Genomic DNA, 15747 nt, shown 5'->3' with positions numbered 1-15747 from the left:
AAAGGAAGACACGATCATGCCCGAACCCATTGTGCTCCCCGACTTCGACTCTTTCGGCGACGAGACCCTCAAGGGCCTGGAGACGCCAGAGGAAGCTACAGCCGCCACTCAGGCAGTCCTTCGGGACGACCGCAACTCCGGAGAACCCGTCATCGACGATCCCGGAAACAACCGCGTCACCCTGGAGCGCGGAATCTGCCGAGAAGGCTCCTGGTACCGCGAAGCCGAGGTCAAGGAACTCACTGGGGCCGACGAGGAAGCCATCGCCGCTGCCGGCAGCAGCTCTTACAAGGTCTTCGAGACGCTGCTGCTGCGCGGCGTACGAACCGTCGGCGATGAATCCATGAGCCGCAAGCTGGCCGCTGAACTCCTCATCGGGGACAGGGAGTTCCTCGTGATGGCGGTCCGGCGAGCCACCTTCGGAAACGACCTCGTATTCGAAGAACTCCCCTGTCCCTACTGCAAGGAACTCATCGACCTCACGGTGCCCCTGAACGCGATCCCCTTCACCCACCTCGCCGATCCGGAACGGACCGAGTTCGAGGTACCCCTGCGCCGAGGGGCCACGGCTGTTGTGCGGCTTCCCAACGGCGACGACCAGGCCGCCGTGTTCGCAGTAAAGGACGGTAACGAAGCCAAGCAGGACAGTGAGATCCTCGGCCGCTGCGTGCTGCGTATCCAGCACGCCGACGGTTCGTCGACTCGACGCCCCCCGGCAACCAGTCTCTTCATGGACGACCGGCAGACCATCTTGAAGTTCCTGGCCAAAACTCAGCCTGGCCCCCGATACGGAGATTTCTCCTTCGTGCACGACACGTGCGGAACGGAGGTCCCTCTGCCAATCTCACTGGCCGTCCTATTTCGCGGAATGTGACTACGCCCGCGCATTCCACGAGATCGAGATCCTCTCCCAGATCCATCCGTACTGGCCCTTGTCGGAACTGAAGAAGCTATCCATTCGTGAGCGGCGCCACTGGATTCGCCGAGCCGCCTGGGACGTAGAAAGGAGGGCGTAAGTGGCCACTCCGACACCACCGGGAACCCCGCCCCCCAATCCCGGCACCGGCCGGCTCCTCGGCACCAACAACCTTGGCCAGCAGCTCGACGCGCTGACACGGGCCTTCACCACGTTCACGAACCGCTTCGCCAGCCAGGCCGGCCTCGGCACCCTCGGCATGACCGCCTACGGACCCATGGGCGGCCAGACGCGGCAGGACAACCAACTCGGCCGCCTCCAGCAGCAGTACGTCCAGGGGCAAAGCGCGCACCAGGTCGCGCGCCAGCGGATGCAAGACGACCTGGACCGGCAGCAGCTCGTCTGGGACCGCCAACGCGCCGTGGGCACGCGCCAGGTCAACGACATGCGCAGGCCGCAGTGGTTCCGCGACGAATCCCAGATGCAGCTCGACATCAATGCCGACTCTTTCGTCAGCTCCCAACGCCAGACCCGCGACAACTGGAACCTGCGGGACTCCCAGTTCACCGCCTCCCAGGCACAGATGACCGCCGACATGCAGCGGCTGCGCCGACAGTCAGCACAGCAGACGACGATGAACCGCGTCGCCTTCGCCGGCCAGGTCACCGGCGCCGTGGTCGGGGCTGCGAGGTCGTACTACAGCGGGGGTTTCGAAGAACAACTCGGCCAATTCGAGCGCCGCATGGACCTGGCCGCACCGAACTGGAGTGGAACCGCTGGCAGGCGGGCGCAGTCCATGGGCCGCAACCTGAAGTCCAGCGGCGCCATCATGTGGGCCTCCTCCAATGAGGATCTCTACGGGGGCTCGACCGACATCACGCTGCAAAGCGCCTCGTCCCAGGTACAGAACCAGCTCAGCCGCGCTTCCTCCGCCGCCTACATCACCCCTGGTCTCGGTATGCAGGGCGCCGCCCAGATGCAGCAGGAACTCGGCACCGGCCAGGCGTTCTACGCCAGCCAGATGTTCGGTCTGGCCCCGACTCGCTTCGCGGGCGGCGTGCAGAACTCCCCCGCATCCATGGCCCTCAGCCTGGCCCAGCGGGTGAACTCAGGCGGCTTTGGCTCCCTGTCATCGAAACAACTGCACGACCAGCTTATGCAGGGCGGGTCGCTTTCGATGTCGATGGCGAACTGGAGCCAAGCCGCCGGGCTTTCGGGCCAATCCCTTGAGGCGATGCGCAACCAGACAGAGTTGCTACGCGACTTGATGAACCCGGAGAAGCAGGGCCTCAAGGGGCTCTCCTCCGACAAAGCCCTCCAGCTCATCGACGACGCCGGCAAGCGCACCGGCGCAGGCGACAAAGCCCGCGACACGATCAAGGATTACGCCCCCAGCATCGGCGGTAGCTACCAGGACTCGCAGCGCTACCTCCAGGGCCTGAGCCGGGAAGGGCACCTGCCTGCCAGCGCATCCTTCCTCGACGCAGCCCGCGCGAGCGCCGACACCCTCGCGGACATCAAGACCCTGCTCCAGAAAGCCATGGGGCCCTTCGCGAACTGGCTCGGCGGGCTGACCGGCGCGTACAAGGCCGGCGGCCCGGTGGGCGGCACCGTGTCCCGGCTGAAGGACTCCGGGAAAGGCGCCACGAGCGGGTTCATCAAGGGCTGGAATATGGGCCCCAACGTCATCTTCGGCGACTCGGGGGCAGGCACCGACCAGTCCTCCTACGCCAAGGACGCGTGGAACTGGGTCGGCGGCCTCTTCGGCGGCGACTCCGGCACACCGGAGTCCAAGCAGGGGGGCGCGGGCGCCAAGAAGTCCGACGGTGCCGGCGTCACCGGGGGCGGCGTCGCTGCCGCCATCAGCTTCGCCCGAGCCCAGGTCGGTGACAAGTACGTCATGGGCGCCACCGGGCCGAACGCCTGGGACTGCTCAAGCTTGATGCAAGCCGCGTACCGGTCGGTCGGCGTGAGTCTGCCGCGCGTCACCTATGACCAGATCAAAAAGGGCGTCGAAGTCCCGATCGACGACGTCAAGCCGGGCGACCTCGTCTTTTACAAAGACCTCTCCCATGTCGGCATGTACGCCGGTAACGGCCGAGTCATCGAGGCCGCCAACCCCGGCCGGGGCGTCGTTGAGGGCCCGATGTACTCGAAGTTCAAGCGGGCACGGCGCGTGCTGTCCGGAGGGATGGAAGCCACTCCAAGTCTGTCCGGTGCCCAGGACGACCCCACGGCCAGCCAGAGCGGCGGCAGCGGCCCCTCGTACGCGGGAGCCTACGGATCTGTCGAAGAAGTCGACGCCCTGGCGGCTGCCCTGGCCGGGAGCGGCGGAGGTGGCGGAGGTGGCGGAGGAAGCCTTCAAAGCGTCAGCCGTACTCCGAGTGCTTCGCAGAACGAGGAAGCCTCCACCGGCTCGGGCGGCAAGGACACGGTCAGCGACACCCGCGCGAACGTGAAGCTCGGCCGAACCATGGCCGCCAAATACGGCTGGACCGCAGGCGAATTTGACGATCTGTACAAGCTGTGGATGGGCGAGTCCGGTTGGAACACCCACGCGGACAACCCTAGTTCGGACGCCTACGGAATTCCGCAGGCCATGTCCAATATCCACAAGGAGACGGCGACTTCCGCGTGGCGCAACTCGGCCTCTCTACAGATCGCGTGGGGTCTGAAATACATCAAGGGCCGCTACGGAAGCCCGTCGAAGGCGCTGTCGTTCTGGAATTCGCACAATCCGCACTGGTACAAGGACGGTGCCTGGGAGGTGCCCGGCCAGCGGGGCGAGGGAGTCGATGCCCGGCTGCACGGCGGCGAGATGGTCCTCGAAGCGAATGCCGCCCACACGGTGCGCCAGGCCCTCCTCAATCAGGGCCTCAACCCTAGCTCGAACCAAGGAACCTCAGCCGGCGGCGGAGCAGTGACCCTCTCATTCGGCGCGGGCTCAGTCGTGGTGCAGATGCCGTCCGCCACGGCGGAAGGCGCGAAGTCCGCCGCGACTTCCTTCGTCAGCTACGTGGCCGCCGACGACCGGATCAAGTCACTGATGGGGGGTTGGTGATGACAGGAAAGTCCGACGGCCCGGTCAATCTGCCGGCGAGCGGTATCTGGGAGAACGAATTCGACCCCAGGATTCAGAGCATTCCTTCCTATCTCCCCGGGGAAAAGGGGTCGAGCTTCGGGCTCATGCGGGGCTACATGGTGTCCGCCTTCCCGAAGAGCAGCACAGCCAAGACGAACCGGTTCTACATGCTGAACTTCCTATACAACCCATCCGAAGTCAGCGTGAGCCACAGCACCGACGCGGCGAACCAGGTCATGCCGGCTTACACGCGGTCTGATCTGGACACTGGCGTCCCTCTGGTCGCAGCCGGCGGAACGCTTTCTTTCGCGCTGCTCTTCGACCGCACCTATGAAATGTCCGACACAACGAAGTTCAACACGATCGAGGGCACGTATGGCGTGATGGCCGACATTCACGTTCTGTACAACCTGGTCGGGATCAACACGCCGCAGCAAGCGCAGTCCACGGACAGCTCGGACAAGGCAACCTCGGGAAACGTTCTCGGAATCATGCAGATGAGCCCCGTCTGGTGCCGCTTCGGTCAGGCCCGCCATTCCTTCAAGGACAAGCTTCCGAGTCTCTCACGCATGGAGTACTTCGGCTACGTCAACAACATCGGAATTACCTACACGCATTTCTCTCAGCGTATGACTCCGGTGCGGTGTGCTGTCGATATCAGCATGACGCTCATGTCGTCGTACGGGTGGGTGTGAGGAGGAACCATGGCCATCTCGCGGACCTCGCGCTACCAGCGGCACGAGACTGCGCTGGTCCCGGATCGCAACGGCCAGCTCCAGCTTGCGATTATGCCTCGCCCGCCCGCTGACCAGTCACTGCGTGTCTCTGATTACCGGTGGCGTGCGAATGAGCGCGTCGACTCAGTAGCGGCCCAGTACTACAGCAGCGAGTCATCGTGGTGGATGTTCGCGGAGGCGAACCCTCGCGTACTGGACTGGACACAGCCGGTGGCCGGCCTCCAGATCATGGTGCCCCGTGGCCTGGCGTAATCTCTACCGCCCGCACCTCACGGCCACCCAACCTGTTCTGGAGCAGGGGGCGTGGATCAGCAGCATCGACTTGTACCAGGCCGAGCAGGCTCACCAAGTTGCCGAACTGACGGTGATGCACACGTACAACCCGACCCTGCCGTCTCAGCAGTGGCGTACGCCCGCAGGGTCCGTGTGGGCGGAGAACACACCCGTGCGTCTGCAATTCGGCTGGTGGGCCGATGACTCCGCTGACTGGTACGGCTACGTCGCGTCGTCCAGGGTGCTCGCGTCAGAAACCGATCCCCGATACGGGCACGCGGTGCAGATTCCCGTGGTCTACACCCTCACCGGCACCAGCATGCTGATGCAGACCCGCCGCAATCGAACCTGGCGTGACACCTCTGCGTCCGCCATCGCCCGGACCGTGTCCGCTGAATACAACCTCCAGCCGCGAGTCGACGGCTCCAGCGCCGTCCTCACCCAGCAGATGCAGTCGATGTCGGACTGGCAGTTCCTGTGCGACGTCTCGGACCAGATCGGCTACCGGGTCTACGTGGACGGCACGGTGCTCTGGTTCGTCGACCGCGAGACGGTCATGCCGGCATCCGACGGGAGCGTGCCTTCCTTCCGGTCGACCAAGACACCTGGAGCCATCGACAGTCTGCGCGAGTTCTCCGCCGTCCTAGGGGACACCGACCCCGCTGGAGGCGTCCGGGCCCGGTATCAGACAGTGGCCTACAACCGGACCAGCAGCGTCTTGACACCGGCGTCGTACTCCCAGAGCCGGACGACTCTGCACGGCCAGCAGGTGGCTGCCGTCCTGGACCGGCAGTACGGGGACCGGCCGGCCGCGTCCTACAACCAGGCAGGCCGCCTGCTTGCGGCGGAATCGGACTGGCTGTGGGTAGAGGCCCGAGCCGTCACCGACGGCGACCCACGCCTGCGGCCGGGCTCCACCGTCGACCTCCAGGGCGACGCGATCGGGGAGAGCAATCTGGGCCTGTGGATGGTCCGATCCGCCGTCCACAAGATCAGCGTCAACCTGCTCTACCCGCAGAAGACCACGTACACCAGCACTCTCGTGCTCGGCCGCAATGACTCCCGAAGACTCGACCTCAAGGTGCAGCAGCCACCGGTGAAGGCCGCACCCACCGTGCTCGTCAACGGACGCTGGCGTGCCGCGTATTCGGGAGGTCTGTCGTGAATCCCCTGTACGGCACCTACAGCGCCATCGTGGTCTCCGCCCAGGACCCCCAGAACCGGGGGCGGGTGCGGCTCCAGATCCCCCAGATCATGGGCACGGCCGTAAGCGGCTGGGCTGAGCCGGCCAGCATCGGCTCGGCCCTCCCGGGTGACCAGGTTTTCGTCACCTTCGACGGCGGAGACCGAAGCCACCCCCTCTACTGGCCGCGTATGCGTTCGGCAGCTCCCGGGGTCTGGACACCGCTTGCTCTGGAACCCGGGTGGGTTGCCTCTTCCGCCGGCTCACCGGTCTACCGGACCACGCAGGACGGCATGGTTGAGCTGTCCGGCTCGGTGGAGACCTCTACAGCCATCGGACTCGGTGTGGTTGTGAAATTCGCAAGCCTTCCGGCGACCGCCCGGCCCGTCGAGCGCCACCGAGCCACCACCGCCACGACGTACAGGACGGCCTACAACTCCAAGACCACCTACGGCGAGTACCGGACTACGACGACAACCACAAGCGCCACCTACGTGACCGACGCCAACGGTCCGAGCGTCAGCTTCATCGCCCCGGCCTCGGGCCAAGCCGTCGTGGTGTTCGGCGCCTTCATGCAGAACACGACCGACGCCGGCCGCTGTCTGATGGGTGTTCGTGTCCTCCAAGGGGCGACCATCCTCGCCGACGGAGACGACAACCGCTCAGCGGAAAGCCAGGGCCCCGATAACGTCTCCGCCTCGAACTCCAGGCAGATCACGGGAATGACGCCAGGGACGACGTACACCGTGACCGCCCTCTACCGCACCGAAGGCGCAAGCTCCTCGGCCGCTTTCGACAATAAGTGGATCGTCGTCATACCGGTCGGCCCTCACGACACTCCGGCAGCCCGCATCACCATGGAAACCAACGGTGATCTCCAAGCACTTTTTCCCGGCGGCGCAGCCCCCGCATACGACATGTCACTGACTGGAATTCGCGCCCGCATCCTGTGAGGAGAAGACAGTGGCCTACCCCAATTTCCGTGCCCTAGCTGCCGCCAACACGCTCGGCATCGACTACGACATCAAGAACCGCTATGGCACACGTGTCTATCTCCTGCACGCGGCCATCCACGGGGGCGGGATCGAGGCCCCCACTTCTCAGCTCGCCGCATACGCCGCCGGCGACGAGGGAGCGTGGTACTCCTTCGAAGCACGTAGCGACCTCACAGCCCCTTCCCTCGCGCTGCCTTCCACCGGGTTCGACGAGCCGTTCTGCGTCGTGAACACCGGAAACTCCAGCCGCACCGTGGTCTGGCACGGTGTGGACGACCAGCGCGAATCGGAGCAAGTCGCCTACATCAGTGGTCTCGACTCGGTCCTGATCTCCTTGATCGTTCAGGAGCTGGAGGCCGCCGGCTTCCAGACCGACCGGGCTCCGATCAGCTTCGCCGGCGACGACGTGCAGAACATCTGCAACCGCAACAAGGCAAGGGCGGGCGTTCAGCTCGACCTCTCGCTGAGCCTGCGCAAATCCTTCTACGCGGGCGGCGACCTCTCGTCTAGCGCCGTCAGCCAGCCCGACAACCGACAGCCGGCCTTCTTCGCCTTCGGGGATGCCGTCCGCAGAGCCTGTGCGCTGATGCCGGTCGACTCGATCACCGACGACGTCGCTTCGGTCGCAGTCCAGCCCTACACGCCCGTCGACCAGGCCGTCAGCACCGCCATGCGCGTCCCCTTCGCCATCGACCACTCCGGTGGGGTCGCAGCAACCACCGACGCGCGGGAGCAGCTCCTTGACCGCGTCCACGCCTTGGTCGGCACACTGCCCGGCGAACGCGTGATGCGCGCGACCTACGGCGTCCCCACCTCGACGGCGCTCTTCGCAGTCAACGCCGATGTCGCCAACGACCAGCTTCAGCGCGCCGTCCTTGACGCCGTCGCCGAGTTCGAGCCGTCCGCCGTTGTGTCCGCCATCGTGGCCGATGTAAACGAAGCCCTCGGTGCCGTCAACATCAACGTCCAGGTAGGCCGCGCTGACGTCCCCGGAGCTGAGCGCGACAATACCCGCACTGTAGGCGTGCTGGTCGGCGGCACGGTGGTTTCCACCCCGCAGTAATTAACGGGGCAGTCCCTCTCATCCGTAGAATCCCACTATCAGGCCAGCACTCGTTTCTCATTCGGTTCCGCTGGAGGTACCGGAAGGGAAGTGTGTCCCGTGGCTGTCGACAGCGGAGCCGTCGCGCAGATCGACTACACCTCGCGTGATTTCACCGGATACCGGGATTCGCTGCTCCAGTACGCGACGCAGGCACTACCGGAATGGACCTCTCGGTCCCCCGCCGATTTTGGCGTGGTAATGATCGAGCTTTTCGCGTACGTAGGCGACATCATCTCGTTCTACCAAGATCGTATCGCCAACGAATCATTTCTCGCGACCGCCACTCAGCGATCTTCTGTCGTCGCGATCGCACAGCAGCTCGGCTACCAACCGCAGCCCGCAATCCCGGCCGCCGGACAGGTGGCTTTCTCACCGGCACCCGGCTTGGTCTCGCCCCTGATCCTGGACACCGGCACGCAGGTCATCACGGAGTACATCCCGAGCCTGGACCGACCCATCACCTACGAGCTGGCGTCTCCCGTCATCGTGCCGGCCTACACGACTCCCGTGCCGCAGGTCGTGGGTCTTGTCGTCGAAGGCAGCACGCAAGGCGACCGGAACCTCGTGCTCTATCCCTCGACGTCCGGCGACCCCGGAACCACGGTCCGGGTCGAAGACATCGGGACCAGCGACGGCACGAAGTCCCAGACCTTCACGCTGGCGCAGTCGCCCGTCCTCCTGGACACCGTGCGGATCTTCCTCGACGACGGAGTGGGGGGCACCGAGTGGACCCGCGTGAGGGACTTTCTCCTCGTCCGAGACAGTGACCTCGTCTTCACCGCCGAGACCGACGACCAGGGCATCACCCACGTCGCATTCGGCGACGGCACCACCGGTGCCCTGCCGGCCACCGGCATCAAGCTCGCTGCGGCCTACCGCACCGGCGGCGGCGCGTACGGCAACGTCCCCCAGGGCTCAATCGTGGACCTCGCCGACGCCCTGCCCGGCGTCGTCGTGGTCGGCTCCGCCCCGATGGCCGGCGGCGCCGACGAAGAGCCGACCGACCAGATCCGCGAGAACGCCCCCAGGCTCTTCCGCACACAGGGCCGCGCGGTCTCCGCCCAGGACTACGCCGATCTCGCCCTGGCAGTCGCCGGTGTCGCCGACGCCCGCGCCGTGGTCCGCTCAGCCGGCGCGGTGACCATCTACGTCATCGGCCCGAACAACATTCCCAGCAGCGAGGGGCAGCGGGACTCCGTCGCGCAGTACGTACAGGAGCGGGCCCTGTCCGGCGTCGTGGTCAACGTCGTCAACGGCAGTCTGATCCCCGTCAATATCGGCTCCGGTTCCCTCCCAGTGCTGCTGTCGGTCCTGCCCCGCTATCGACGCGACACAGTGAAACTCGCGGTTCAGCAGGCGATCCAGGAGGTCTTCACACCTCCGGAAACCACATTCGCCTCGCGGATCTCGATCTCCCACCTCTACCACGCGGTACAGGAAGTCCCCGGCGTGGACTGGGTCGTCATTCAGCTCATGGCTCGCTCCGATCTACCGCAGAGCGGTACAGCCGACGTCATCTGCCGCGAAAGCGAAATTCCCATCGTCGGAAGTATCAGCGTCACCGCCAGCGGCGGAGTATAGGAGCGACGCTATGCCTGCTGTCTACCCGATGTCGGTGAAGTCCTGGACCCCGAAGGTCGACCAGGTCGACACGATCTGGGCCGCTCACGTCAACGACTTGCAGAACGAGTTGGCGGCCGTCGAGCGCACCGTCGGCGCGAACCCGCATACCTGGGTCGGCTGGTCTCCGAGCACCATTCAGCCGAGAATCTGGCCGCCGCCTCCCGGGTCCATGACACTCAAAACACCGGCTCCCGTGGCGAATTTCGGAGCTGCCAAGACCTTCACCGACGTCTCAGACAGGATCAAGACGATCCAGCAGCAGACGACCTGGCTGACTCTGATGACCCAACTCCTTGTTGGTCAGTCCGGCACAAAGCCCAGCAAGCCCGCCGCCGCAGTAATCCGTGCCCCGGGAATGCACGTACCCACCGGGGAAGAGTCCTGGACACCCTTCAAATGGGGCGCGGCCGACTACGACCCGAACAAGATGTACCACGGCGGTTCCACCATCGCCTGCCCCGTATCGGGCTTCTGGGAAGTGACGGTAAACGTCTGGGCCGACTCCACGACGCAACACGCGAACGACTTCCATTTCGTGCATGTGCGACTCATGCGCGGATCTGAGGAAGTCGCCGGTCAGGACTCGATCGTTGAAACGCGCACTTGGATCAGGCATCGAATCAACATGGCCTGGCAGGGGCGGTGGAACGCCGGCACGACCATGCAGGTGCAGATCTCCCAGCACGGCCTCGTCTCCGCCTCCGTGAGTGCGAACGCCACCGTCAGCTTCTCCTTCGTGCGCGACCTGACGTGAGGTGAGCTAACTGTGGGCGTCTACGAACTCGATATCTACTCGAAAACCCTCTACGGCGCACCTGCCTTCGTGGCTTTCGACTCCACCGTGTTCGTCGAGCAACGAGGCTTCGGTGCGTTGGAGGTCACATGGGGCGCCCCGGTGCAGGCCGCTGCCTCTCAGATCCTGGCCGGGGTCAAGGCGTGGACGAAGCTGCGACTCATTCGGAACTCCTACGGCGTCCCGGATACAGAAGACGACGGTTGGGTGGTTCTGGAGACCTCGGCCGGAACGGACACCGGAACATTCCTCGACGACACCGTGGTCCCCGGGCGGGTGTACTACTACGGCGTATTTGTATCGACGGCACCGGACACGTGGGACTACACCATCACCTACTACCCCGGAGACTTGGTCACCTACAACTCTGGTGTCTACATCAGCATAAAGGCCGGCCCCGGCGCTCCTCCCGACCTGAATCCGACCTACTGGACTCTTTCGGGAATCAGTGAGCAGTGGGTGCGCTGCGGTGGTGGAGTCGGCCTGGCAGTCGCGGAATTTGGGAACAGCCTGCTTCTGTATGACAACATTCCGCGTCCGTACAAGGTCGAGACCGTCGAATCAACCGCGTCGAGCATTCCCGTGAATGAGCAACTCGCCCGCTTCTGCTCGCTGTTCGGCTATTTCTTCGACGTAATGAAGTGTGAGCACGACCAGCTACTGCGCCTCAACGACGTGTTGCAGTGCACGGACCGGCAAGTCACCCTGCTCGCACAGCAGATGGGAATCGCCGACAGGCTCCCGACGCTGCCCGAGCTGCGCAGGACTTACGTGCGTGACGCCGCGCTCATTCAGCGCGACCGGGGCAGCACCGCTTCAACCGCAGCGCTTGTCAGAGCCATTACCGGCTGGGATGCCGACGTGTCCATTGGCTACAACGAATTGCACGACCTCGACGAGGCCAGTTTCGCCAGCCCCCAGTTCCCAGCCTGGGCGCGCGACACGGTGTACTCGACGACTGCCGGCAGCCAGCTCTACAGCGACATCGTCCAGTACGGCGGCGAGCTGTACGCGGCCATCGGCACCCCCAGGCGGGAGTCGGCGTACCTGTCCTACACCGGGTCGAATCCCGTCAGGACCGGGGCGGGCACCATCGTGCGCGACCCCGACCAAGTCGCCGATCCGTACCCCGGCTACGTCCACCTGGACGGCGCGGCTCCCGGGGACACAATGACCTTCACGTTCAATGCCGCGAGCGGCGGCGCCGGCTCCTACAACGTCCTCCTGGTCGCCGTGGGCGACCCCGCCGGAGGCATCGTGACCGCCACGGTGAACGGTGCCGCCGTCACCATGCCGCCCCTCGACCTCTACAGCCCCTCGCGCCAGCTCATCCCGATCAGCTTGATCGGGAATTACAGCCTGACGCCAACGGGCAACACCTTGAAACTCACCGTGACCGGAAAGAACGCCCTCTCGACCGGATACGGGATCACAGCGTCTTACTGGATGATCCAGGGCGGCGGGATCAACCTGAACGTCCCCCCGACCGGCGACCCCTTGTCAGCCACCTACTGGCAGGCTCTGACGCCGAACTCGCTCCAGGACACTCTCACCGAGCAGAACCCTCTCACCGGGGGCTACGGGAGCTGGAACCTCTCGATCTCCGGCGGGGCCACCAACCCCGACGTGTCTTCGGGTCTGAGCCCCGACTGGTGGATCTCGCCGCAAGGCGCACGTTCTGGCACCAGCAGTCCGGGCACGGGCAACGCGCTCAACTACACGGCCAAGACCGCTGCCGGCACCCGTGAAGTCTTCCTGTCCGGCCCGGTCAAGGCTCCCGCCTGGGACCCCACAAACACGTACTTCGCGGGCCAGGCCGTGGTTTGGAATCCGCTGGGCTGGAGCAAGCCGCCGGTCTATATGGCCAAGGCGCAATCTGTCGGTCGCCAGCCGGATCTCAATCCCGACAAGTGGGCTTTCACTCCGTACAGCGCCAACACGTCGCCCGAGATCAGCCGCATCATCACGGATTCCATCTACACGCCGAAGGTGATCTCCTGGTCGGCCACGCGATCGTATAGGCAGGGTGACCGTATTGCCTGGCGCGGACACCTATACGAAGCCGCCCTGCCCTCTCTCGGCATATTCCCCACTGGGTACAACACTGATAATCAGTGGTGGCGCTGGTGCGGCCTCAACTCCCAGCGATACACGGTCAGTCTCTACCACAACCGCACCGCGACTGCTTCGGGCGAGGACGTACGCATATTCATCAATTTCTACAACTCCTACGGCGTCTTCGGTGGAACCGGTTTTCTTGGCTCCGATGCCCAACTCCTCTACGACCGATTTGAGTTGCACAACTTCGCGTACCCGCAGTCCACGGGAAATGCCCCCGCGGGCTACGTCAAGCCAGCCGCGGGCCAGCAGGGCGTTCCTATTCCATGGAACGTCTCTTACGGAACGTGGAGCAACGGGCGCGGCGTTGTGCGTCCCACGGCCTGGAACTCGACGTCAGACAACGAAAAGAAGGCCGGGCGGATTCTCTGGTTCTACCGCAACTGGGTGTACGACCCGCCGTCCGGCCATCAAGGCGAACAGCTTTACGTCACGTTCATGTCCGCACCTGACAACAGCGCCGGCCTGATGGAGCACGGTGTTGTCTTCCGCTACAACGCCACCAACTATTGGCTTGCCTCTCGGGATCGGCTCACCTACACCCAACTGACCTTCACTTCCGGGGCCGTCACCGGAGTTACGGTCACTGAGGTTGCGACGTGGACTCCGGTCCAGTCAGGCGAGCGATTCAGGGTCAGGAATCGCGCAGCGGACATCCTGGTGGAGTCCCGTATCCCGGGACAAAGTTGGCGCACTCTCGCCACTGTCAGCGATACCCGGAACAATTCCGCCCTTGGATGGGGTTTGCTGGAAAGGCTGCGCTCATGACCATGCCCATTCCCGTCACCTTCTCCGGGACGAGCACCAGCAGGGGCGCTTTCGATCCCGCTCTGCGCCTCATCACACAAATATCGCTCGCCGGTGCAAGTGCAGGGAACGGCGCCTGCACGGTGAGCCAGTCCAGCGTACCTGGCGCATTCGCCGACTTCGCCCTCGTCCCCTATGGCCCTGTCGTCTACGCGGACCCGGCCTTCACCCACGTGACCTCCGGTGTTTACCGCCCCGGGGGTACAGGAGACACGGTGGGTCAGTGGAAGCGGCTCTCGCTCTCGATCACTGTGCCCAATAGTGAATACGTACCGGGGCCTCTGGGGCGTATCTATGGTGTCTTCGAGTTGGCAAGGCTTGGCATCACGTCCACCAACATGGCCTTGAACGAAACTCAGCAACTGGCCTATGTGCAGTTCGAGAAGACGCCGCCCGGCCTGGACGCGGACAGCAATCAGTTCGGTTCCAACCTGTTCAGCTTGGAGCAGGCGAGCTACGAGGGCCGGATGCTCTACGAGCCGGTGGCAGCAACCGGCGAAACCGACTACATGTCATACAGCCGCAGTACCGAACGGGCATCCTGTGGCACTTACGCCGGGAAATTCGTCTATCAGTCTCCCCCGCCGGCCAACTCGTACACGGCGGTCGCGAACTTCGGCACCTATCCCAACCTCAGCAACCGGCGGCAGACCTACGCCGATGTGAAGTACCGAGCCTTCAGCACTGACGACGCCTTGCCCGGTACTACTCCGAGCACGGATGTGGGGGGCACCCCCGTCCCCGCCCCGGCCACCCTGACTCTGCGGCCCCTCCAGGCCGCCCTCGTACGGGTAGAGCCCGGCGTCGTCTACCAAGCACAGATCTCGGCCGCGACCGAGGTCGCCGGCCAGGTTTTCCAGTGCGCCATCCTCCGCTACGACGCCTCCTTCAACCTGATCGGGACCCAGGCGTCAGGAGCCGGCGTGACCACGGCAGGCGGCTTCAAGTGGCAACAGGCCACGTCCCAACTCCTGATGGAGGACAACGCAGCCTGGGCGGCCGTCGTCCCACGCATCACCTCGGGTGGTGCCTCCCGCTTCGTTTTCTACGCCGACGAGCACCGCATCTGGATTCCCTCGACGTTGTCGACGAAGAAGGCGGGCGCCAGTCCTGCACGCGCCTGGCAACCGCCTCGGCAACTCATCCTCAAACTCCGAGCAACCCGCGTGAACTACGTCACCAACCCGAGTTTTCAGAACGGTGTCTCGGGCTGGAACCTGGTGAAGGACCCCAGCATCACGGCGGCGTTCACGCTGTCGACCGGCGCCGGGATCGTCGGCAACGCCGCACAGTTCAACATCGACACCGCGCCGACCGCCACCCTGATCAGCGGAACATCACCCCGCACCGGCATCACGACGGTGACCGGGCAGAACGCACTCATCAGCCGCCTGAAGCCCTCAACGGTCTACACGGCCAGCCTGTACGTGAAGCCGACGCTGTGCCCGGTTCCGATCACGATCTGGGCCAACAACGGCGCCCAGCTCGTGCGAGGCACCAGCAGCCCACTCTTCGACCCCTGGCTGAACCAGAGCTGGTTCCGTCTGGCAGTGACCTTCAAGACCAGCCCCACCTTCGGCGGGTCCGGGATGGTCAGCGTCGGCTACGCGGCGGACGACGTGGCGTCGGTCTATCAGGCCGTCATCCCCGACAGCAACGGCGCCGTGTGGACGCCTCTCGATGTCGACCCGGCCGGCTACCCGGGCTGGACCCAGACAGCCACGTACGAGGTTGGAAACCGGGTCGCCTACAACGGCGCCGTCTATCAGGCACGGGTGAAGCACGGGCCTTTCCCGAATGTGGGCCCGTTGACCTTCCTGCTCGATCAATTCCTTCTGGAGGAAGCCGACAAAGTGGCCCCGTACTTCGACGGAAGCCAGCCAAGCGGTGACTACCTGTGGGAGGGCGATCCAGGGAACTCGCGCTCGCACTATTACCGGGGAAAAAGAGTCAATCAGTACCGTCTCGACCAGATCATTCAGCGCCAATTGGGCGTGGGCGCCTCGTACCGGATCGTGTACGCGAGCGCCCCCTGACACAGGGGCCCTCATGACACATCTGATCGTGCTCGCACTGGCCACGTTTTTCGCCTGGGAATGCCTCCTGCTTCCCGTT

General features: G+C 64.6%; 10 protein-coding genes. All 10 read left to right on the top strand.

Annotated features, from left to right (window positions below; all coding sequences use genetic code 11):
- Positions 1–16 precede the first annotated feature (16 nt).
- The 10 genes from RLT57_RS20215 to RLT57_RS20170 all read left to right on the top strand — a co-directional run bounded on the left by RLT57_RS20215 (position 17) and on the right by RLT57_RS20170 (position 15668).
- Positions 17–874, top strand: coding sequence for a hypothetical protein (locus tag RLT57_RS20215; RefSeq protein ID WP_311298808.1), 858 nt, complete (start codon positions 17–19; stop codon positions 872–874).
- A 142-nt stretch (positions 875–1016) separates the two neighbouring features.
- Positions 1017–3977, top strand: coding sequence for a C40 family peptidase (locus RLT57_RS20210; protein ID WP_311298807.1), 2961 nt, complete (start codon positions 1017–1019; stop codon positions 3975–3977).
- Entirely contained in the window at positions 3977–4693 is a 717-nt protein-coding gene (locus RLT57_RS20205) for a hypothetical protein (protein ID WP_311298806.1), read from the top strand. The genes RLT57_RS20210 and RLT57_RS20205 overlap by 1 nt, the downstream gene beginning before the upstream one ends.
- 280 nt (positions 4694–4973) lie before the next feature.
- A complete protein-coding gene (locus RLT57_RS20200) occupies positions 4974–6173 on the top strand; it encodes a contractile injection system protein, VgrG/Pvc8 family (protein ID WP_311298805.1) in 1200 nt (399 codons plus the stop codon).
- On the top strand, positions 6170–7144 hold the full coding sequence (locus RLT57_RS20195; protein WP_311298804.1) for a phage baseplate assembly protein V: 975 nt from the start codon (positions 6170–6172) through the stop codon (positions 7142–7144). Before RLT57_RS20200 ends, RLT57_RS20195 begins: the two co-directional genes overlap by 4 nt.
- Before the next feature lie 10 nt (positions 7145–7154).
- Positions 7155–8249, top strand: coding sequence for a poly-gamma-glutamate hydrolase family protein (locus RLT57_RS20190; protein ID WP_311298803.1), 1095 nt, complete (start codon positions 7155–7157; stop codon positions 8247–8249).
- A 99-nt stretch (positions 8250–8348) separates the two neighbouring features.
- Positions 8349–9872 carry a baseplate J/gp47 family protein gene (locus tag RLT57_RS20185; protein ID WP_311298802.1) on the top strand — a complete coding sequence of 508 codons (1524 nt, stop codon included), beginning with the start codon at positions 8349–8351 and terminating at the stop codon, positions 9870–9872.
- A 10-nt stretch (positions 9873–9882) separates the two neighbouring features.
- Positions 9883–10668, top strand: a complete 786-nt coding sequence (locus RLT57_RS20180; RefSeq protein ID WP_311298801.1) for a hypothetical protein — start codon at positions 9883–9885, stop codon at positions 10666–10668.
- Positions 10669–10680: 12 nt separating this feature from the next.
- A complete protein-coding gene (locus RLT57_RS20175; protein ID WP_311298800.1) occupies positions 10681–13593 on the top strand; it encodes a hypothetical protein in 2913 nt (970 codons plus the stop codon).
- Entirely contained in the window at positions 13590–15668 is a 2079-nt protein-coding gene (locus RLT57_RS20170) for a hypothetical protein (protein WP_311298799.1), read from the top strand. Before RLT57_RS20175 ends, RLT57_RS20170 begins: the two co-directional genes overlap by 4 nt.
- The last annotated feature ends 79 nt before the right edge of the window (positions 15669–15747 follow it).

The sequence above is a fragment of the Streptomyces sp. ITFR-21 genome, from assembly GCF_031844685.1.
In the GTDB taxonomy this organism is placed as follows: domain Bacteria; phylum Actinomycetota; class Actinomycetes; order Streptomycetales; family Streptomycetaceae; genus Actinacidiphila.
This window is presented reverse-complemented; position numbering and strand designations above follow the sequence as displayed.

Excerpts from the sequence above, each read along its gene's own strand:
- RLT57_RS20215 (WP_311298808.1), top strand. The coding sequence starts at position 17 with ATGCCCGAACCCATTGTGCTCCCCGACTTCGACTCTTTCGGCGACGAG.
- RLT57_RS20205 (WP_311298806.1), top strand. The coding sequence starts at position 3,977 with ATGACAGGAAAGTCCGACGGCCCGGTCAATCTGCCGGCGAGCGGTATC.
- RLT57_RS20180 (WP_311298801.1), top strand. The coding sequence starts at position 9,883 with ATGCCTGCTGTCTACCCGATGTCGGTGAAGTCCTGGACCCCGAAGGTC.
- RLT57_RS20170 (WP_311298799.1), top strand. The coding sequence starts at position 13,590 with ATGACCATGCCCATTCCCGTCACCTTCTCCGGGACGAGCACCAGCAGG.